At 72.5% G+C, this 16,736-nt stretch carries 28 protein-coding genes; 3 read left to right on the top strand and 25 right to left on the bottom strand.

Annotation, left to right across the window (positions count from 1 at the left end; all coding sequences use genetic code 11):
• Positions 1 to 4 precede the first annotated feature (4 nt).
• The 25 genes from ACZ6TV_RS06010 to ACZ6TV_RS05890 form a co-directional block, all read right to left on the bottom strand.
• Positions 5 to 313, bottom strand: coding sequence for a hypothetical protein (locus tag ACZ6TV_RS06010; RefSeq protein WP_465295853.1), 309 nt, complete (start codon positions 311 to 313; stop codon positions 5 to 7).
• A complete protein-coding gene (locus ACZ6TV_RS06005) occupies positions 298 to 633 on the bottom strand; it encodes a WhiB family transcriptional regulator (RefSeq protein ID WP_465295851.1) in 336 nt (111 codons plus the stop codon). Before ACZ6TV_RS06005 ends, ACZ6TV_RS06010 begins: the two co-directional genes overlap by 16 nt.
• A complete protein-coding gene (locus ACZ6TV_RS06000) occupies positions 633 to 1,007 on the bottom strand; it encodes a hypothetical protein (RefSeq protein WP_465295849.1) in 375 nt (124 codons plus the stop codon). The genes ACZ6TV_RS06005 and ACZ6TV_RS06000 overlap by 1 nt, the downstream gene beginning before the upstream one ends.
• Before the next feature lie 109 nt (positions 1,008 to 1,116).
• Entirely contained in the window at positions 1,117 to 1,548 is a 432-nt protein-coding gene (locus tag ACZ6TV_RS05995; protein WP_465295847.1) for a hypothetical protein, read from the bottom strand.
• 11 nt (positions 1,549 to 1,559) lie between these two features.
• Entirely contained in the window at positions 1,560 to 1,760 is a 201-nt protein-coding gene (locus ACZ6TV_RS05990; protein ID WP_465295845.1) for a hypothetical protein, read from the bottom strand.
• Positions 1,757 to 3,163, bottom strand: a complete 1,407-nt coding sequence (locus ACZ6TV_RS05985; RefSeq protein WP_465295843.1) for a DUF6745 domain-containing protein — start codon at positions 3,161 to 3,163, stop codon at positions 1,757 to 1,759. Before ACZ6TV_RS05985 ends, ACZ6TV_RS05990 begins: the two co-directional genes overlap by 4 nt.
• 11 nt (positions 3,164 to 3,174) lie before the next feature.
• A complete protein-coding gene (locus ACZ6TV_RS05980; protein ID WP_465295841.1) occupies positions 3,175 to 3,801 on the bottom strand; it encodes a ParB/RepB/Spo0J family partition protein in 627 nt (208 codons plus the stop codon).
• Positions 3,798 to 4,133 (bottom strand): hypothetical protein, encoded by a 336-nt coding sequence (locus ACZ6TV_RS05975; protein ID WP_465295839.1) that lies wholly within the window; start codon positions 4,131 to 4,133, stop codon positions 3,798 to 3,800. Before ACZ6TV_RS05975 ends, ACZ6TV_RS05980 begins: the two co-directional genes overlap by 4 nt.
• The gene (locus ACZ6TV_RS05970; RefSeq protein ID WP_465295837.1) at positions 4,133 to 4,468 is read right to left on the bottom strand and encodes a hypothetical protein; all 336 of its coding nucleotides are present in this window, start codon (positions 4,466 to 4,468) and stop codon (positions 4,133 to 4,135) included. Before ACZ6TV_RS05970 ends, ACZ6TV_RS05975 begins: the two co-directional genes overlap by 1 nt.
• Positions 4,465 to 5,025: a hypothetical protein gene (locus ACZ6TV_RS05965; RefSeq protein WP_465295835.1), complete on the bottom strand. Its 561-nt coding sequence runs from the start codon at positions 5,023 to 5,025 to the stop codon at positions 4,465 to 4,467. Before ACZ6TV_RS05965 ends, ACZ6TV_RS05970 begins: the two co-directional genes overlap by 4 nt.
• On the bottom strand, positions 5,022 to 5,363 hold the full coding sequence (locus tag ACZ6TV_RS05960) for a hypothetical protein (protein WP_465295833.1): 342 nt from the start codon (positions 5,361 to 5,363) through the stop codon (positions 5,022 to 5,024). Before ACZ6TV_RS05960 ends, ACZ6TV_RS05965 begins: the two co-directional genes overlap by 4 nt.
• Complete coding sequence (locus ACZ6TV_RS05955) at positions 5,360 to 5,599, bottom strand: hypothetical protein (protein WP_465295831.1); 240 nt, start codon at positions 5,597 to 5,599, stop codon at positions 5,360 to 5,362. The genes ACZ6TV_RS05960 and ACZ6TV_RS05955 overlap by 4 nt, the downstream gene beginning before the upstream one ends.
• Before the next feature lie 11 nt (positions 5,600 to 5,610).
• Positions 5,611 to 5,853, bottom strand: a complete 243-nt coding sequence (locus ACZ6TV_RS05950) for a hypothetical protein (protein WP_465295829.1) — start codon at positions 5,851 to 5,853, stop codon at positions 5,611 to 5,613.
• Between the two features lie 9 nt (positions 5,854 to 5,862).
• Entirely contained in the window at positions 5,863 to 6,654 is a 792-nt protein-coding gene (locus tag ACZ6TV_RS05945) for an ERF family protein (RefSeq protein ID WP_465295827.1), read from the bottom strand.
• Positions 6,647 to 7,636, bottom strand: coding sequence for a YqaJ viral recombinase family nuclease (locus ACZ6TV_RS05940; RefSeq protein WP_465295825.1), 990 nt, complete (start codon positions 7,634 to 7,636; stop codon positions 6,647 to 6,649). Before ACZ6TV_RS05940 ends, ACZ6TV_RS05945 begins: the two co-directional genes overlap by 8 nt.
• A complete protein-coding gene (locus ACZ6TV_RS05935) occupies positions 7,633 to 7,881 on the bottom strand; it encodes a hypothetical protein (RefSeq protein ID WP_465295823.1) in 249 nt (82 codons plus the stop codon). The genes ACZ6TV_RS05940 and ACZ6TV_RS05935 overlap by 4 nt, the downstream gene beginning before the upstream one ends.
• On the bottom strand, positions 7,878 to 8,066 hold the full coding sequence (locus ACZ6TV_RS05930; RefSeq protein WP_465295821.1) for a BldC family transcriptional regulator: 189 nt from the start codon (positions 8,064 to 8,066) through the stop codon (positions 7,878 to 7,880). The genes ACZ6TV_RS05935 and ACZ6TV_RS05930 overlap by 4 nt, the downstream gene beginning before the upstream one ends.
• On the bottom strand, positions 8,063 to 8,470 hold the full coding sequence (locus ACZ6TV_RS05925) for an SsgA family sporulation/cell division regulator (protein WP_465295819.1): 408 nt from the start codon (positions 8,468 to 8,470) through the stop codon (positions 8,063 to 8,065). The genes ACZ6TV_RS05930 and ACZ6TV_RS05925 overlap by 4 nt, the downstream gene beginning before the upstream one ends.
• Positions 8,467 to 9,207 carry a hypothetical protein gene (locus ACZ6TV_RS05920; RefSeq protein WP_465295817.1) on the bottom strand — a complete coding sequence of 247 codons (741 nt, stop codon included), beginning with the start codon at positions 9,205 to 9,207 and terminating at the stop codon, positions 8,467 to 8,469. The genes ACZ6TV_RS05925 and ACZ6TV_RS05920 overlap by 4 nt, the downstream gene beginning before the upstream one ends.
• Positions 9,204 to 9,638, bottom strand: a complete 435-nt coding sequence (locus ACZ6TV_RS05915) for a hypothetical protein (protein WP_465295815.1) — start codon at positions 9,636 to 9,638, stop codon at positions 9,204 to 9,206. The genes ACZ6TV_RS05920 and ACZ6TV_RS05915 overlap by 4 nt, the downstream gene beginning before the upstream one ends.
• Positions 9,638 to 9,838 carry a hypothetical protein gene (locus ACZ6TV_RS05910; RefSeq protein WP_465295813.1) on the bottom strand — a complete coding sequence of 67 codons (201 nt, stop codon included), beginning with the start codon at positions 9,836 to 9,838 and terminating at the stop codon, positions 9,638 to 9,640. Before ACZ6TV_RS05910 ends, ACZ6TV_RS05915 begins: the two co-directional genes overlap by 1 nt.
• Before the next feature lie 88 nt (positions 9,839 to 9,926).
• Positions 9,927 to 10,328, bottom strand: coding sequence for a hypothetical protein (locus tag ACZ6TV_RS05905; RefSeq protein WP_465295811.1), 402 nt, complete (start codon positions 10,326 to 10,328; stop codon positions 9,927 to 9,929).
• Between the two features lie 3 nt (positions 10,329 to 10,331).
• Positions 10,332 to 10,682, bottom strand: a complete 351-nt coding sequence (locus ACZ6TV_RS05900; RefSeq protein WP_465295809.1) for a hypothetical protein — start codon at positions 10,680 to 10,682, stop codon at positions 10,332 to 10,334.
• Between the two features lie 181 nt (positions 10,683 to 10,863).
• On the bottom strand, positions 10,864 to 12,192 hold the full coding sequence (locus ACZ6TV_RS05895) for a hypothetical protein (protein WP_465295807.1): 1,329 nt from the start codon (positions 12,190 to 12,192) through the stop codon (positions 10,864 to 10,866).
• Complete coding sequence (locus tag ACZ6TV_RS05890) at positions 12,189 to 12,377, bottom strand: helix-turn-helix domain-containing protein (RefSeq protein ID WP_465295805.1); 189 nt, start codon at positions 12,375 to 12,377, stop codon at positions 12,189 to 12,191. Before ACZ6TV_RS05890 ends, ACZ6TV_RS05895 begins: the two co-directional genes overlap by 4 nt.
• Positions 12,378 to 12,905: 528 nt before the next feature.
• Between ACZ6TV_RS05890 and ACZ6TV_RS05885 the strand changes: the two genes are divergently transcribed.
• The 3 genes from ACZ6TV_RS05885 (at position 12,906) to ACZ6TV_RS05875 (ending at position 16,734) form a co-directional block, all read left to right on the top strand.
• On the top strand, positions 12,906 to 13,616 hold the full coding sequence (locus tag ACZ6TV_RS05885) for a pyrimidine reductase family protein (RefSeq protein WP_465295803.1): 711 nt from the start codon (positions 12,906 to 12,908) through the stop codon (positions 13,614 to 13,616).
• Between the two features lie 189 nt (positions 13,617 to 13,805).
• Complete coding sequence (locus ACZ6TV_RS05880) at positions 13,806 to 15,569, top strand: ATP-binding protein (protein ID WP_465295801.1); 1,764 nt, start codon at positions 13,806 to 13,808, stop codon at positions 15,567 to 15,569.
• Between the two features lie 13 nt (positions 15,570 to 15,582).
• Entirely contained in the window at positions 15,583 to 16,734 is a 1,152-nt protein-coding gene (locus ACZ6TV_RS05875; RefSeq protein ID WP_465295799.1) for a metallophosphoesterase family protein, read from the top strand.
• The last annotated feature ends 2 nt before the right edge of the window (positions 16,735 to 16,736 follow it).

The raw sequence follows: 16,736 nt of genomic DNA, 5'->3' as shown, positions 1-16,736 counted from the left end.
GAGTTCAAGGGGTCCCCGTTCTGGTCTTGGGCGCGGTCGGTCGGGGCCCGCGCCCAGCGGTCTGGTACTGGCAGCCGTCGGCCGAGCACGTCGCCGGGTACCAGGTGGTGTTGCCGACGGCGTAGGGGTCGCCGGGCGTGAGGTAGTGGCCGCAGTCGCGGCAGGTGCCGACGAGTTCGCCGGCGGTCATGGCGGCGCGCCACGCGGTGTCGTCGATCTCGACGGTCCTGCCGATGCGGACTGCGGCCCAGAACCCGGCGACCCGTCGGTCGTGGTAGAGGGGCTGCTGGCGGAGGGTCACGTCGGCCTCCACCGGCAGATGATGCAGCGGCCCGCCGGATCGACCTGCTTGGCTCGGGGCTTGTGCGAGCCCCAGGCGACGCCGCCCATGACGCAGTCGAACGGTGGCGGGTCCAGCTGCCGGGCGTGGGCCCGGCACTGCAGGAGGACGGGACAGTGGGCCAGGCAGATGTGGAGGGCCTCGGCGCGGTTGGTGGGGTCGAAGAAGAAGTCGGGGTCGCCGAGGTCGCGGCAGGCGGCGCGGGTGGACCAGTGGCCGTGGTGGCGGGCCGTGCCGGTCCCGGCGGCGGTCGCCTTGGGGGTGGCCCGGGCCGGGGCCGGCACGGCGGTCATCAGGTGTTGTCCTTGACGAGCCACTCGTCGCGCTGCCGTTCGCTGCTGGGCCCGTCGTCGCCGTCGGTGTCGGTGGGCATGTCGAAGAGGCTCGTGGGGATTCCGTTCAGGCCGCGGCTGGTGCGGGCCTTGTCGAGGATCTCGCGGACGGTGTCCTCGGCGTCCCCGTCGACGGGTTCGATGGCGACGAACCGGACGGTGGGGCGTGCGACCTCGCCGGGCTCCTTGGTGACCTTGTGGAGCTCGATGATGCCGACGACGACGTGGCGGCCGAGTTCGTCGTTGACGATCTTTTCGGCGATGGCCTCGAGGCCGTTGCCGGGGCGGCTGTCTTTCTTGAAGGTGCCGCTGATGTTGACGGCGCTGCCGGTCATGCGGAGGGTCCTTTCATGATCGATTGTTGTTGATGTTGCGGGTGGGACGCGTCGCGCCCGGCCGCATAGGTTGCGGGCCGGGCGCGACGATCTTGCAGGTGGGAGGCGGTCAGTCCTGGACGCGGCGGATCTCGTCCGCCTGCTCGCGCTTGCCGTTGAGGGCGAACACGCCCGGCCCGATACCGTTCGCGCCGTGCTCATCGGTGTGCACGAGCAGCGCCGTCTGGCCGTCGGGCACCGTCACGTAGCCGATGCGGACGCCCTCGTCGACGCGCGCCCACAGCACGCCCGGGCTGTCGAACCCGCCGTGGAGCCAGTGGGTGTTCCCGGTCGCCTCGCCGTGGACGACCTGGACCCCGGCCGCGGTGACCGGCTTCCAGTCCAGGTCCCGCGGGAGGATCGCCGCGGCGGCGGGGAAGACGAGGAGGTCGCCCTGCGCCTGAACCCCGGTCAGGATCGGCACCTCTGCGTCGGCCTGGAGGTGGTCCGGGACGGTGACGGCGGCGAGGGCCAGGGCGGTTCCGTACGTGTGCGTGTGCATGTGCTGCTCCTTCAGTCGTCGGCCAGCTCGGTGCTGGCCAGGGGGTTGGTCTCGGTGTCGAGCGTGTTGCGGGGGAGGCCGAGGATGTCCTCGATGCCCTCGCGGTACCAGTACCAGGCGATCTCGCGGCCGCCGCCAGCGTCGGTGTCCTGCTGCTGGGCGTCCATCTGCCGCAGGTAGGTGACGAGCTCGGCGAGCTGTTCGGGTGTCATGTGCGACGCTCTAGCTGCGCGTATACCTCGACCGGCGCGTCGCACTGCCACGCCGCCGCCTCCAGCGGCGTACGGATGTGGCCGGGCACCGTCTCCCCGTACTGGCGGAGCTCGCCGTTGCGGTCCGGGCTGCCGTTCGTCATCACCAGCAGCCGCACGTGCTCGCCGCCGAACACCTGCAGCCGAGCCGGGATGTCATACAAGGCGATGGTGTGAGGCGCGTTCCCCGGATCCGGTTGGGCCGGGCCGACCTGCTTCAGTCCGGCCTCGGTGACGAACCGCGGCCATCCCATCCGTTCGATCGCTGCCCGCTTGATCTCCGTGTTGCCCTCACGCAGGATCCGGTCGACGCTCCAGCCGTCGCCCTCGATGAGGTCGGCGGGGACGTGGATGCCGTGCCAGTAGTAGAGGGCCCACCCGTCGGACCAGGAGATCGCGGGGCCGTCTTCGCGGTGGAGCCGGTGAGATCCCCAGCCGGCCGGGCCGACCTGTTCGCGGTGGATCTCGACCGGCCGGTCGCAGACCATCACGAAGTCGCGGTACGGCCACCACCAGCCGGCGGTGGAGACCTGCTCGTAGGCGTAGCTGCGCGCCCACATGTCCTCGTCGAGTTCGAGGCCGCACGCGTCGCGGAAGAACGCCTTCCAGGCGAGCCAGTTGCCCCACCATTGGCCGCCGAGGTAGCTGCGCCACCAGCCGTCGCGGATGGAGGTCCAGGCACCTTTCAGCACCGCGTCGCCCACCGCGCCGTCCACCGCGTCGTGCACCGCGCCGTCCACCGCGTCGTGCACCGCGCCGTCCACCGCGCCGCGCACCGCGCCGTGCACCGCGCCGTGCACCGCGCCGTGCACCGCGTCGTCCACCGCGTCGTGCACCGCGTCGCCCACCGCGCCGCGCACCGCGCCGTGCACCGCGCCGTGCACCGCGCCGTGCACCGCGTCGTCCACCGCGCCGCGCACCGCGCCGTGCACCGCGCCGCGCACCGCGTCGCGCACCGCGCCGCGCACCGCGCCGTGCACCGCGCCGTCCACCGCGTCGTCCACCGCGCCGCGCACCGCGCCGTGCACCGCGCCGTGCACCGCGCCGTCCACCGCGTCGTCCACCGCGCCGCGCACCGCGCCGCCCACCGCGTCGCCCACCGCGCCGTGCACCGCGTCGCGCCGGCGCAACCCGATGAGGTAGGCGGCGAGCGGGGCCGCGATCGCGCCGACGAACGGCGACGGGACGCGGACGACCCGGCCGGGCCAGGGCACCTTGGCGAACTCGTAGCAGCGGCGGGCGCCGCGTTCCCAGGCGTCCCAGTCGACGGGGGTGAGGTCGAGGCCGCGGGCGATCCACTTGTCGGCGTGGGCGGCCATGGCGGCGCGTTGCTCGTCGGTGAGCTGGTCGATGCGTTTCGGCATGTCGGTTCCCTTCAGTCCTGATTCCGTTTGTGGCAGCGGCAGCCGCAGCGGCCGCCGTCGTCGCATCTGTGCGAGCTGGGTCGTGCGCCGCCCGGCGGGGTGACGCCGCGGCGCACGGCGAGGATTCGTAGGGCCTCGCCGACGGCCAAGGTGCCCTTCGCCACGGACTCCTGCTCGTCCGGCGCGAGCTGCAGCAGGTCGATGCGGCCCTTGACCCAGTTGGCTGACTTCGACAGCGACCGGGCGATTTCCTCGCGGGTCATGTGCGGGCCGTCGTCGGCGAACATGAGCCACTCCACGGCCCGGGCCTCGGCCATCGGGTCGAACGCACGTGCGGTTGCGTGGATGCCGAGTTGCCGGACGATCCGCTGCTGCTCGGTGAGCGGCGTCTTCCGCGGGATCGCGATGACGTGGGTGAGGCCGGCCTGTCGGGCGGCCTTGAGGCGGCGGTTCCCGTCGAACACTGACCACCTGCCGCCGTCGGTGGGTTCGACGAGGAGCGGCTGCATCTGGCCGAGGGTGCGGAGGGAGTTGGCGAGGTCGCTGGTGTCGCCGAGTTCACCGCGGGCGTTGGCGCCGTAGGAGAGGTCGTGGACGGGGATGCGGAGGACGCCGGCGACGACCTCGGGCGCGGTCATCGGGTCACACCCTGCGGTGTGCTGGTGAGGTACGTGACCGCCTCAGCCATGCGCCCCTGGTAGATCAGGGCGGCCCTCTCGTCGTGCGGGCGCTGCTCGACGGCGGTGTTCGCGCGACGGAGCCGAACCCGGAGCGCGGCGGGCAGTGCGTCCCACGCCGCCTCGGCCCACGGGTCGGAGAGGCAGCCGTCCAGGCCGGCACGGACAGCGTCGGCGGCGACCTCGCGCAGGTGCAGCACGTTGCGGTAGCCGTGGGCGCGTCCGCTGGGCAGGTCGGGGTCGACGTGCGGCTGCGGGTGGCGTGGTTCCAGGCTGGTCAGGTCGCTACCCATCACGCACCTGCCCTGCGGACGGCGAGCCCGTACCCAGCCGCCATCGTCACCCGCTGCCCCGCGTACGCGGCCGGTGCAGCGACGGTCAGCGGCAGTGGCCACGTCGCGGTGACGTGCCCGTCGGTGGTCCACGCCACGGGCACGGTGGCTGTGCGGCCGGTGGCGTCGGTGAGGTGGACCTGGAGGCCGCCGGACCCGGGGAGCGTCGTCCACGTGCCGGGCTTGGCGACCGTGGTGCCCGCGATGGGGGCGGCCTGCGCGGTGGTGATGAGTGCGAGGGCGGGCGCGGCGATGGTCGCGCCGAGGAGGGCGCGGAGGAGGCTGCGGCGGCTCATGCCGCACCTCCGAGGTCCGGCCAGCCGTCGACCTTCGCCAGCGCCGCCTTGTGCGCGGCCGGGACCGGCGCCAACGGCGACCCGTACCGCTCGGCCGCCAACGCGAGCAGCACCAGCGCGTCGGCCTGGTTGTTGTCCGTGACCGTCGTCAGCCCGCCGTACCGGCGTTCCACGGCGAGGAGGACCTGGTCCTTCCCGGCATCCTTCCCGCCGCCCTTCCCGACCGCGTACAGCTTCAGCTGGGCCGGCTGGACAAGGACGTACGGGATGCAGCGCAGCCACAGCCAGTGCTTGACGAGGCCGTGGAGCTCGGCGAGCCGCAGGGCGGTGTCGCCTTTGAGGCCGAGCCACACGTCTTCGATGACGACGAGCTCGCAGGTTCGCAGGTCGGAGATCGCGAGGAGGATCTCGGCGAGGCGTGGGTGGCCGGTGAGGCCGCGGGTCGCGACGGTCGTCGTGGCGACCGGTGAGGGGCGGCGCGGGTCGGGGTCGTAGGTGGCGACGCCGGTGCCGGTGAGGGACAGGTCGAGGCCGGCGATGCGGTGGCGGAGGGTCACGGCCGGGCCTCGCTCACCAGCTGGCCGGCGAGGTGCACCGCGATGGCGGGCGGCTCGTCGACGAGGAGCCCGCCGAAGACCGCGACGGCGCGGATCTCCTCGACGGTCAGCGCGCCCGTGCGGAGCAGCTCGGCGCGGCGTCCGTCCGGCAGGGTGTGCCGCCACGCCCGCACGACGTGCCGGTCACCGATCCGCTCGATCCGCAGCCCGTACGGCGCCCGGGCGCGTGTCCACACCCATCCGTCGACGGTCGCGATACCGACCTCCCGGCCGGTGAACGCGTTCGTCGGGGCGCCGAGCTGCTCGGTGATCTCCGCGATGATGTCGTCGAGGGTCACTGCGGCCTGCCGAACCGCATCCGCAGCCACTGACGCAGCCGGCAGAACAGGGCACCGCACTGCGAACCCTCCTCGTCGATGAGGTCGCAGGTGGAGCAGGTGACCACAGCGGTGTCGGGGATGTTGTCGGCGCCGGTGAGGTCCGTGCCGCACAGTCCCTTGTTCGGGCTGCAGCAGACGAGGTGGACGTCCGGCTCCGGGGTGGTCGCTGCGGCGTCGGCGACCGGCTCGGTCATCGGTTCGGCGGTCACCGGGTCGGGCCCATCAGCGCGAGCCGGGCGTCGAGCAGCGCGTCGCGCATGACCGGACGCGCGTTGCCCGCCCGGGCGAGGCCGGCGTCGATCTCGGCGATCGCCGCGGCGGTGCGCTGCTGGGCGTTGAGGAGGTCGATCTGGGCCGGGTGCAGGTCCGGCAGCCGCGGGTCGTCGCTGGCCGGGGTGTTCTGGGGCTGGGGGGTCGGCTCGGACCGACCCCATCCGCGAAGGGCCATCAGGATCTCCTACTGATTCGGGTTGGACCGGTTGCTGCTGCGCTCGTTGCCGATGCGGCTGACGAGTGCGCTGAGGGCGACCTCGTCGCCGTGGTCGTCGATGACGAGCCGACCGCCGAGCTGGTGCTGCGCGATCTCGCTGCGGATCTGCCGGAGCCGGCCGAGGGACGTGTCCGGGTGGACGATCTCGTCGCGGTAGCCGTTCGCCGTCGGCACCGGGACGTCGCCGCGCTCGTGGCCGCGGTCCACGTCCGGGTCCTGCGTCGGGATCTGCAGCGCCGTTAGGAACAGAACCCGCTGCGCGACCGACACGGCCTTCGCGGTTGCCTTGTCGCCGGTGTCGTTCGCCTGGCCGGCCGACTGCACGAGCGGCAGCTGGTCGCCCATCGGGCCGACGATCGCCCACTCGACGGTGACCGTGCAGTCCTGCATCGACTTGTTGTTCGTCGTGCGGGTCTCGGTGTACTCCTTCGCGACGACCCGGGCCGGGAGGACGAGGACGCCGTGCCGGCGCAGGGCGGGCCCGACGGCGTTGACGACCCTGTCCACGCCACGGAAGTTGTAGCGGCCGCCGGTGTCGTTGCGCTGGTCGTCCTTGCTGATCGACTGGACGTCGGCCATGACCCGGGCCCACGCGACGTGGACGGGGACCTGCTCGGCGTCGGTGATGGCGTTGCCGTCGTAGGAGATGTCCTCCAAGGGCGCGGTCTCGACGTCGGGCCGGCCGGGCGCGGGCGCCGCGGCCATGGCGGGCGCGGCGCCGTTGCGCTGTTCGACGGCCCGGGCGCGAAGGTCAGACACTGCGGAACTCCTTGGCGATCGCGATCTGGTGGTAGGAGGTCTCGGAGACGCACGCCTCGTACGCGTCCGGCCAGCGCTCGGCGAGCAGGTCGACGTCGACGTTCGTCCGCGACCGCGGCGCCAGCTCGTACGCCAGCCGGTTCTCGTGGATCACGTACCGGCGGCCGGCGGCGAGCTCGGCCAGCCGGGCCCGCATCCGCTTCAGGTCCCGGTCGGCGTCGCCTTTGATCCGGGACAGGCGCGCGTACTCGTCGACGTCGCCGGTCTGCTCGACGGTGATCTCACCGACCCGGTCCGGGTGCATCCGCGCGTCGAGCTCGATGTACGCCTCGGACCGGTCGAGGTCCGCCGTGGGTGGCCGACCGGTCAGCAGGTGCTGCTCGCGGAACTTCCGGACCTCACCGACGATGTACGCCTCGAGGTCCTGCTCCCAGCGGATGACGGTCTGCCGGTAGTCGTTGCCGCCGATGAGGACCGCGACGTGGATGTGCCGGAACCCGGTGACAGCCATCTGCCACGCGCCCTGGCCGAGGACGTCGTCGGGGACGTTCCGCTTCCACTTCGACGAACTGAACGCGTTGCGGCATTTGACCTCGAGGGCACACGCTTCGCGGTCGGAGGTGAGCGGGCACTCCAGGACCTGCCGGTCGAGGGTCGCGAGCATCCACGACTCGGTCTCGTGCGCGACGAGACCGACCCGCCGGATCACGGACCGGTTCCGGCGGGCCCATTCGCGGGCCACGGTGTCCTCGAGGAGGGTCCCCCAGAGCGCGGCCTCGCCGGCGAAGTCGTCGAGCTCGCCGCGCTTGTCGTGCCAAACGTGCAGCGGCGTCTTGAACTCGGACGCGCCGACGAGGCCGGGGACGTCGCTGGACCCGATCCCGGCGCGGCGGGCCTTGAGCCACGTGTCGCGGTCGGCGTCGGCGGGCAGGACCCGGACGGCGGTGGGCGTGACCCGCCGGGCCGCAGCCGGGGCGGTCACGCGGTCACGCCCCGGACGTAGTCCTCGATGGCGTCGAGGCCGTGGATGGCGTCGTCGTAGTCGAACCACTGCTGCCCAGCGGCGGCCATAACCGCGTTCCGTACGTCAGCGACGGCCGCCAGCGTGTAGGTGGGGTCGCCCTGCCGCTCCCGGAGGGCGACGAGCTGCTTCTCCAAGCGCTCGACGAGCACGCCGTCAACGACCGGCGCCGGCACCGAGAACCAAGCGCGGATGCGGGCGATCACTTGCCGTCCCCATCCAGCAGCGTCTGGACCTCGGACTCGCGGAAGCGGCGGTGCCCGCCCGGCGTGCGGACGCTCAACAGCCGCCCCGTCGCCGCCCACCGCGTCACCGTCTTCGGGTCGACGCGGAACAGAGCAGCGACCTCACCGGGCTTGAGCAGCCGGTCTTCCGGCTGGGTCGGCGTCACCAGGTACCACCGATCAGGAACTTCGACAGCTCCACCTCGAAGTCGACCTGCTCGCTGCCGTACGGGACGAGGTCCTCGGCGTCGACCAGGAACGCGCGGACCTCGTCGATGTCGAGCCGCATCGTGCCCGCCCTCGGCAGGTCCGTCGCACGGTCGATGCCGTTCAGCCAGACGTAGAACCAGTGGTTGTCGGCCCAGCAGCGGACGTCGCCTTCGCCGGCGCGGCGGGTGAGGCCGTCGGCGAGGATGTCCCGGGCGACGGTCCACTGGATGTCGTTGCCGGCGATGTCCATGCCGAAGTCGAGGACGGCGGCGAGCGGGACGCTGTCGTCGTAGCGGAGCGTCACGGCGCTGCGGTGGCCGCTCGGGTAGCGGAACGGCACGATCCGCGCGATGGTCTTCACCGGCGTCCACCGCCAGCCAGGGTCTCGATCCGGTCGAGGGCGGCGAGCAGCTCTCGCTTCTCCTGCTGCACCACGGCCATCGACTGGTTGCGGACGCTGATGTCCCGGGCCTCGGTGGACGCGCCGAGGGCATCGCAGGCGACGCCGTACGCGTTGATGAGGCGCCGGACCTTCGCGAGCTCCTGCCGGACTACGGCCTGGACGTCGCTGACGCCGGTGCGGGCCTCCGCCGGCGTGACAGGCGGCTCGCCCTGCCCGACGGCGCGACGCGACGCCTTCCACGCGGCGAACCCGGCCTCGGTCGGCACCCGGTCCTGGTCGGCCTCGTCCTGCGCGTACACCTCGCGCAGCGCCTCGTCGTCGGCGGGCTGCTGGCCGGGCATCGGCACCTCGGTCAGCCCGAACCGGTCGATGCTGCGGGCCCGGTCGGCGGCCGCGTACTGCATCGACCAGCGGTTCCCGAACGCGGCGAACATCGCGTCACGGGTGCTGTCGCACGTGCCGTGGACCCGGATGTAGTTCTTCCCGAGCCGCTGCCCCGTCTCCGGGTGCAGGTGGTCGGCGCCGAACGTGAAGTACCAGTCCTGCGGCGTCTCCCAGCCGGGCTGCGGCGTCGGGTTCCCCCAGCGCGGGCACTCCGGCCGGCAGCGGACACCGAACACGTGGTCGTGGACCGGCTCTTGCTGCTCGACCTCGGGCACACCGGCCCCCTGGACGACGATCGGGTTCGGGTTCACAGCGCACCTCCAGGCGCCGGCACGAGAGGCCGCTCAGCCGTCGGGATGTCGAGCGCGCCCTCCCGCCACCGGTGATGGGTCATCAGCGGCTTGCTCGCCTGGGCGTACGACGCGTCGACGAGCTGCCGGAACTCCGTCAGCCACTCCGGGTCGGTCTCCCACGACGAGATGAGCGCGTCGAAGTCGGCCAGGATCGTCAGCTCCGCCAGGTCCGGCGGGGTGTGCGCGACCACCGGCGCGACCACCGGCGCGGCAACCTCGATGGCGGGACGCCACGACTCGTCGGCGCCGACGTGCGGGACCGGGACCCGGGCAGGCGCCACCGCGGCCGCGGGCGATGCGGCGGCGAGCGGCAGCTGCTGGGTGAGGTAGTGCCGTCCGGCGAGGACGGCGACGGCGCCGACGGCGACCGCCATGGTGAGCCAGGCCATCAGCTCTTCCTCCATTTCATGCGGTTCTGGGTGTGGCCGACGTGCCAGCGGGGCGCGGCCGTGGTGGAGCAGTGCTTGCACCGGTACGTCTGCAGGGCCGAGGGGGCGGCACCGGAGCGGATGAGCCGCTGCCGGTGCCGTTCCGCCTTCGCGGCAGAGTCGTGGGCCCGCTTGCGGCGGCACGCGCGGGTGACGCTCACTTGACCCACCAGCCGGCGGGGCCCATGACGCAGACCACGGTGACCGCGGCGATCAGGGCGACGACGACCAGCGCGTTGGACAGCTCTTTCACTTCGCCACCGACCAGACGCGTTCCGGGATGCCCTGCTCGGCGGCGACCCGGTTCCGGATGCGGATGACGGCCTTGAGGTTCGGTGCGTGGAACAGCTCGTCCAGCAGGACGTGGTCGCGAATCTCGTCGAGGCCGAGGATGTCGGCGGCGACGGCGCTGACCCGGTCGACGATGCCGTCCTTGACGACCTGCGCGGCGCGGTCCCACCCGGCCGGCTGGCCGTCGGCGTAGGAGGTCTTCCACCCGGTCGGGCCCCACCCGGCCTGGATCGCGAGCGTCCCGGCGAGGCACGCCGTGGTGCCGCAGTCGGTCCGCTTGAACCAGGCCTGCATGTAGAACTCGTCGGGGTGGGCGGCGGCGTAGGTGATCGCGGCGTCGAACGGTTCGATCTTGATCACCGGTCAGCCCTCCCGGTGCGCGGGCGCGGCCTGCGGCGCGAGCGGCTCCGACCCGGTGATCTCCCACGAGAACCCGAGCCACTGACCGAACGCCTGCAGGGTGCACTGGCCGCCGCGGTCGGTCGCGACCCACGGCCAGTGCAGCCAGTCGGCCCAGGCCCCGGCCTGGTTGAGGGTGTCGAACCGCATCGTCGCCGTGCGGCGGCCGCCGACGGTGTCGAAGGTGACGGCGGCGGGGGCGCCGAGCGTGGGGCTGTGCTCGGCGACCGACGCGTAGGCCCTGCTGCGCAGGAACGCGACGGCCGGGTCCTCCGGCGGCGGGGACGTCGACGACGCGATGGTGTCGGTGGACATCGGACTTTCCTTCCGGTTCAGTGGGTTGCCGCGGCGATGCCGACGGCGAGGAGCAGGAACGCGACGGCGGCGGCGATGGTCATTCCGCAGCCGCTGCCCCCGTTCGAGTTGGGGCGGGGCGGTGCTGGCGGTCGGCTGCCGCCGGCGCGGTTTCTGGGACCGCGATTGCCGGGGCCGCGGCTCACTCGTTGGCCAGCTGCTCGCCGACCAGCCAGGCGTGGATGGCGGTGAGCTTCTGGATGAGGAGCTGGACCTTCAACGGGTTGAGGGCAAGCAGCTCGGTCTCCTCGCCGCCGTGCTCGACCGCGAGCCAGGCGACGGGCACGTCGCCGTCGACGCGGCCGGCGCGGAGGTGGAGGTCTCGGTCGCCGACGTGGATGACGCCGTGGTCGAAGACCTCCAGTGCGTCCGAGCCGGCGATCCGGAGCGCGCTCGGCTGACTCTCGGGTTCAGCCGGGCCGAGGATCCGCTTACGTGCGACCCAGGCACCGGTCCGCGAATCGCAGTAGACGACCTTCACGACGGTGTTCTTGCCGTCGTCCTCCCAGACCTCTGCGCGCGCTGGCGGCTGGCTGGGCGTGGGCGAGGCGACGAGGACGATCGGGTGGTTGGTGCCCGGCTGACCGGTCGTAGCGACCGCTGCGGGAGTCCCCTCGCCAGGTTCGGCGGTGGGTTCCTGAGGGTCCCGGTCAGTCGGGAGTTGGGGACCCGGCCGGTCCTCGGGCCGCGAATCCCTCGACGTGGCGGCCGCCGGGGGGTCGTCGGCGGTCGGCACGGGACCGGCCGGGTCGTTCTGGGTGACCGCGGTGGCGGCCGCGGGCGTCTCAGGGGTGGCGGCGCGGGGCCGCCACGCGGTTCCCCGGATGCCGGTGACGGCACGGTCGGTCGACGACTCGACCCGCCCACCGGAGTGCAGCGCCTGCAGGCGGCGGGTCACGAGCGACGGCGACCAGCCGCCGCCGTGAGCCTCGGCGACGTCCATGGCCCGCGCCCAGATGCCGTCGGGCGTGAGCCGGGTCAGCACCTGGAAGATCTGCTCCCACTCCGAATCGGCAACCGCCTGCTGCGCCGGGTACGACTTCCCGTCCGACCCGACGACCTTTCCGGCCGGCGCCGCAGCGGGCACGGCCTCCAGGTCGTTGCGGACCGTCTTCGCGTCGACGCCGGCGACCGCAGCGATCTGCCGCGTCGAAAGGCCCTGCCCCCGCAGGTCCCCGACCGCCAGCTGCCGCTCCTCACGCGACCGGGCCAGCTGCTGCAGCTCCTGCCCGAACTCGCCGTCGAGGTACGCGTACCAGCTGGCGTAGCCGAGCGCTGCCCAGTCGCGCTGGGCGAAGGCGTCGGCGATGTCCTGCCGCATCCGCGAGTAGGTGACGAGGTCGGTGCGGATGCGTTCGGCGCGTTGCCGGGCGGTGGTGAGGTCGGCGACGGGGCCGGGGGTGGTGAGGTCGGCGGGTGAGGTGCCGAGCAGGTCCGGCAGCTCGGCGGCGGGCAGAGCAGGCGCGGTCACGGGGTCACGCTGGCCGGGGTGCGTTCGATCGCTTCGATGGCCGCGAGGGGGAACCGGTACTGGCCGCCGGGCAGGCGAATCGCCTCGACCGTGCCGGACCGGGCCCACTCCCGGGCCGTCTCCTCGCTGACCTTGAAGCGCACCGCCACCTCACCTACTGTGAGATACGGGCTTTCCTGTGTCATACACAGGAAACTAGGTCTCTCAGCTACCTGTGTCAAGCACAGGTTCGGGTGACCCTCTATGTCGATCTGTGTGATTCCCGCTAACCTGTGCACATGAGTACCGAGGTCCTGGGGTCCACCGCGACGACCGCCCCGGCGGCGTGGATCCCCGACGACAGCACCTTCGGAGCCCGACTCGCCCTCATCCGACAGCGGATGGGCTGGGGAAACGTCAAAGAGGCCGCGACCGCGTGCGGCCTGCCGACCGAGTCATGGCGCACCTGGGAACGCGACGGCGTCGAACCGCGCGGCCTCCAGCGGATCGCCACCAAAATCGCCGACACGACCGGCTGCGACCTCATCTGGCTGATGGGCGGCCCCGCGATCCGCCGGCCAGGACGAGCCGGAGGGAGAGAACTAGTGATCTGTCCTGCGTGCCGGGAGAAACGACATGCCGACTGCCCCGGCGGCAACCGGTGCGACTGCCAGCATCGCGAGCCGGCGCCGACCCCGCCGGTGACCGGGGCGCCGGGACCGTAGGGTTGGCGGGTGCAGCAGCTCTACCCGGAACCCGGACCGGTCGACCAGGCCTCGCTCATCGACCTGTACGCGCCGCCGCCCGACCCCACCGTGAGGGTGAACTTCGTGGCGAGCCTCGACGGCGCCGGCACCCTCGACGGGAAGTCCGCGGGGCTGTCGGGTCCGGAGGACAAGCGCGTCTTCGGCATCCTGCGGATGCACTGCGACGCGCTGCTCGTCGGCGCCGGCACGGTCCGCGACGAGGGCTACCGCGCGCTGCGCCTCGACGAGCAGCGCCGCAGGTGGCGCCTGGAGCACGGCCTGAGCGAGTATCCGACGCTCGTCATCGTCTCGGGCCGGGCGGATCTGGACCCCGCGCAGGCCGCGCTCGCCGACGCTCCGGTACGGCCGATCGTCGTCACGACGGAGACGGCGGACACGGACGCGTTGCCCGCCGACGTCATCCGGGCGGGCGAGGAGCACGTCGACCTGACGGCGGCCGTCCGGCAGCTCCGGGAGCGCGGGTTCGCCCAGATCCTCAGCGAGGGCGGGCCGACCCTGTTCGGGTATCTCACCGCGCGTGGCCTCGTGGACGAGCTGTGCCTCACCGTGGCGCCGTTGCTCACCGGGCCGGGAGCGGGCAGGATCACCGCCGGACCCCCGCAAGGCACCCCCGAGAATCTCACGCTGCGTCACGCATTACTGGCCGATGGTCAGCTGCTGCTGCGGTACGGGCGCTGACCCGAAGTCCACAACGTTGTCCACAACCCTGTGGACAACTGTCCCCAACCTGTGGACGAGCGCCCGGCTTGCACCATTTTGGGCAGATGAAAGCGCGTGAACGCGTCCACAGGTGGGCGTGGTGGCTTCGATCCACCGGCGGTCTTGGGGCACGATGCACAGGCGAACACATGTACTGGGGGTCGAGGAATGGATGCCACGGAAGCGCCGAAGGACGGGCCGATCGTCGGCCGGGTCCTCGGCACCGCCGACGCGACCCCGCTGACGTTCTGGGTCGCCGTCAACGACGACGCCTATCTGCAACTCGACGACGTCGTCATCACCGAGCGTGAGCTTCCCGGCCAGCCGCCGGTGAAGATCGCCGGCGTCGTCACCGCGGTCCGGGCCCGGCACGAAGGGGTCGTGTTCGACTCCGACGTGTTCCTGGTCGCCGACGGCACGCTGCCGGCGACCGTGCAGGAGGCCGCGGAGATCACCACCACCCGGGTCGACCCCGAGGTCTACGTCCCGCCGACGCCCGGCGCGGTCGTCCACCGGGCGCAGGGCGACGCGCGGGCCGGGGCGCTGTATTTCGACCGGATGGACCGCACGATCCCGATGGGCTTCGGCCGGGACGGCGCCGCGATGTTCCTCAACGCGGACTTCCTCGACGGCAGCCGCGGCGCGCACGTGTCGATCTCCGGCATCTCCGGGGTGGCGACGAAGACGAGCTTCGCGACGTTCCTGCTCTATTCGGTGTTCCGGTCGGGTGTCCTGGGCGGCGCCGGCGAGACCGCCAACACCCGCGCGCTGATCTTCAACGTGAAGGGCGAGGACCTGCTGTTCCTCGACCACCCCAACAGCCGCCTCGACGCGGCCACCGAGGCGAACTACGCCCGGCTCGGGCTGGTCGCCGGGCCGTTCCCGGACGTGCGGGTCTACGCGCCGCCGCGGGCCGGCGACTCGTCCGGCACGCCCGACGTCAGCAGCCGGCTCACCGGCGTCGACAGCTTCTACTGGACGCTGCAGGAGTTCTGCACAGACCGGCTGCTGCCGTACGTGTTCGCCGACGCCGACGACGAGCGCCAGCAGTACACGATGGTGGTCCACTCGGTCACGGCGCACCTGGCGCGCATCGCCCAGCCCGCCGAGGGCGGCGTCGCGGTCGACGGCACCCGGCTCAACTCCTACGCCGACCTGGTCGACTACCTGGTGGAGCAGATCACCGACGACGCCACCCGCGGGCAGTGGGCCGGCAGCGCGGTCGGGCTCGGCACGGTCAACGCGTTCGCCCGGCGGCTCATCGGCAGCAAGAAGGACCTGTCCCGGCTGATCCGCGGCGACCTCGCGACCCGGCGGCCGCACGCGATCAACACCGCGGAGAGCGCCCAGGTCACCGTCGTCGACCTGCACAACCTGCCGGACCGGGCGCAGCGCTTCGTGGTCGGTGTGACGCTGCGCAGCGAGTTCGAGCGCAAGGAGAAGGCGGGCTCGGCGAAGCCGCTGCTGTTCGTGGTCCTCGACGAGCTCAACAAGTACGCGCCCCGGGAGGGCACCAGCCCGATCAAGGAGGTGCTGCTCGACATCGCCGAGCGCGGCCGGTCCCTGGGCGTGGTCCTGATCGGCGCGCAGCAGACGGCGAGCGAGGTCGAGCGGCGCATCGTGGCCAACTCCGCGATCCGGGTCGTCGGCCGGCTCGACCCGGCGGAGGCGTCCCGCCCGGAGTACGGTTTCCTCCCGCCCGCGCAGCGCCAGCGGGCGCTGCTGGCCAAGCCCGGGACCATGTTCGTGTCGCAGCCGGAGATCCCGGTGCCGCTGTGCATCGAGTTCCCGTTCCCGTCATGGGCGACCCGGCCCGCGGAGGCCGGGGCCGCGCCCAGCGCGACGCTGCGGTCGATCGCCCAGGCCAACGACTCCTTCGCCGTGGTGGCGAGGGTCGGCGGCGGCATCACCGACGACGAGATCCCGTTCTAAGGAGGACCCACCGGTGCGGATCCTGCACACCTCGGACTGGCACGTCGGCAAGGTCCTCAAAGGACAGTCACGGGCCAACGACCACATCGCGGCCCTCAAGGCGCTGGTCGACGTGGCCGAGGCCGAGCGGCCCGACCTGGTGATCGTCGCCGGCGACCTGTACGACTCCGCGAGCCCGCCCGCCGACGCCACGAAGATCGTCACCCGGGGGCTGTCGGCGCTGCGCAAGACCGGCGCCGACGTGGTCGTCATCGGCGGCAACCACGACAACGGCCAGGCCCTCGACGCGCTGCGGCCGTGGGCGGAGGCGGCCGGCATCACCATCCGCGGCGCCCTCACGAAGCCCGAGGAGCTGCTGCTGGAGGGGCGCACCAGGGACGGCGAGGAGTGGCGGCTCGCCGCGCTGCCGTTCGTCTCCCAGCGGTACGCGCTGCGCGCCGCGGAGATGTTCGACCTCAGCGCCGCCGAGAGCGCCCAGTCCTACGCGCACCACATCGGCGGCCTCCTCGCCACCCTCGCCAAGGGCTTCGGCAAGGACACCGTCAACCTCGTCACCGGCCACCTGACGGTCATCGGCGCCACCATGGGCGGCGGCGAGCGCGAGGCGCACACGATCATGGGCTACGCCGTGCCCGCGTCGGTGTTCCCGTCCTCGGCGCACTACGTGGCGCTCGGGCACCTGCACCGGGCGCAGACCGTCAACGGCCCCTGCCCGATCCGCTACTGCGGCAGCCCGCTGCCGATCGACTTCGGCGAGGAGGAGAACTTCTCCGCCGTCGCGGTCGTCGACGTCACCACGAGCACCGCGGCGAGGGTCCGCGAGGTGCCGCTGCCGGTCGCCACCCCGCTGCGGACGGTGCGGGGCAACCTCGCCCAGCTGGCGACCCTGGACACCGGCGAGGCGTGGCTTCGGGTGTACGTGTCGGAGCAGCCGAGGGCGGGCCTGCGCGAGGAGGTCCAGGAGCTGCTGCCCAGAGCGCTCGAGGTGCGCATCGACCCGAAGCTGCTGCCCGACCCGAAGGCCGCCGGGCAGGCCGCGGCCCGCGCCGGCAGGTCCGCCGGGGAGCTGTTCTCCGACTACCTCGGCCAGAAGGGCCACGCGGACGACGCCACCGTCAAGCTGTTCCACCAGCTGCACGACGAAGTTCAAGAAGCGAGGAACTGACG

It is taken from the genome of Dactylosporangium sp. NPDC051087 (assembly GCF_055586325.1).
This window is presented reverse-complemented; position numbering and strand designations above follow the sequence as displayed.

What these genes read in the sequence shown, in the direction of transcription:
- ACZ6TV_RS06005 (WP_465295851.1), bottom strand. Translation starts at nt 633, where the DNA reads ATGACCGCCGTGCCGGCCCCGGCCCGGGCCACCCCCAAGGCGACCGCC.
- ACZ6TV_RS06000 (WP_465295849.1), bottom strand. Translation starts at nt 1,007, where the DNA reads ATGACCGGCAGCGCCGTCAACATCAGCGGCACCTTCAAGAAAGACAGC.
- ACZ6TV_RS05995 (WP_465295847.1), bottom strand. Translation starts at nt 1,548, where the DNA reads ATGCACACGCACACGTACGGAACCGCCCTGGCCCTCGCCGCCGTCACC.
- ACZ6TV_RS05990 (WP_465295845.1), bottom strand. Translation starts at nt 1,760, where the DNA reads ATGACACCCGAACAGCTCGCCGAGCTCGTCACCTACCTGCGGCAGATG.
- ACZ6TV_RS05985 (WP_465295843.1), bottom strand. Translation starts at nt 3,163, where the DNA reads ATGCCGAAACGCATCGACCAGCTCACCGACGAGCAACGCGCCGCCATG.
- ACZ6TV_RS05980 (WP_465295841.1), bottom strand. Translation starts at nt 3,801, where the DNA reads ATGACCGCGCCCGAGGTCGTCGCCGGCGTCCTCCGCATCCCCGTCCAC.
- ACZ6TV_RS05975 (WP_465295839.1), bottom strand. Translation starts at nt 4,133, where the DNA reads ATGGGTAGCGACCTGACCAGCCTGGAACCACGCCACCCGCAGCCGCAC.
- ACZ6TV_RS05970 (WP_465295837.1), bottom strand. Translation starts at nt 4,468, where the DNA reads ATGAGCCGCCGCAGCCTCCTCCGCGCCCTCCTCGGCGCGACCATCGCC.
- ACZ6TV_RS05955 (WP_465295831.1), bottom strand. Translation starts at nt 5,599, where the DNA reads ATGACCGAGCCGGTCGCCGACGCCGCAGCGACCACCCCGGAGCCGGAC.
- ACZ6TV_RS05950 (WP_465295829.1), bottom strand. Translation starts at nt 5,853, where the DNA reads ATGGCCCTTCGCGGATGGGGTCGGTCCGAGCCGACCCCCCAGCCCCAG.
- ACZ6TV_RS05915 (WP_465295815.1), bottom strand. Translation starts at nt 9,638, where the DNA reads ATGGCCTGGCTCACCATGGCGGTCGCCGTCGGCGCCGTCGCCGTCCTC.
- ACZ6TV_RS05900 (WP_465295809.1), bottom strand. Translation starts at nt 10,682, where the DNA reads ATGTCCACCGACACCATCGCGTCGTCGACGTCCCCGCCGCCGGAGGAC.
- ACZ6TV_RS05890 (WP_465295805.1), bottom strand. Translation starts at nt 12,377, where the DNA reads ATGACACAGGAAAGCCCGTATCTCACAGTAGGTGAGGTGGCGGTGCGC.
- ACZ6TV_RS05880 (WP_465295801.1), top strand. Translation starts at nt 13,806, where the DNA reads ATGGATGCCACGGAAGCGCCGAAGGACGGGCCGATCGTCGGCCGGGTC.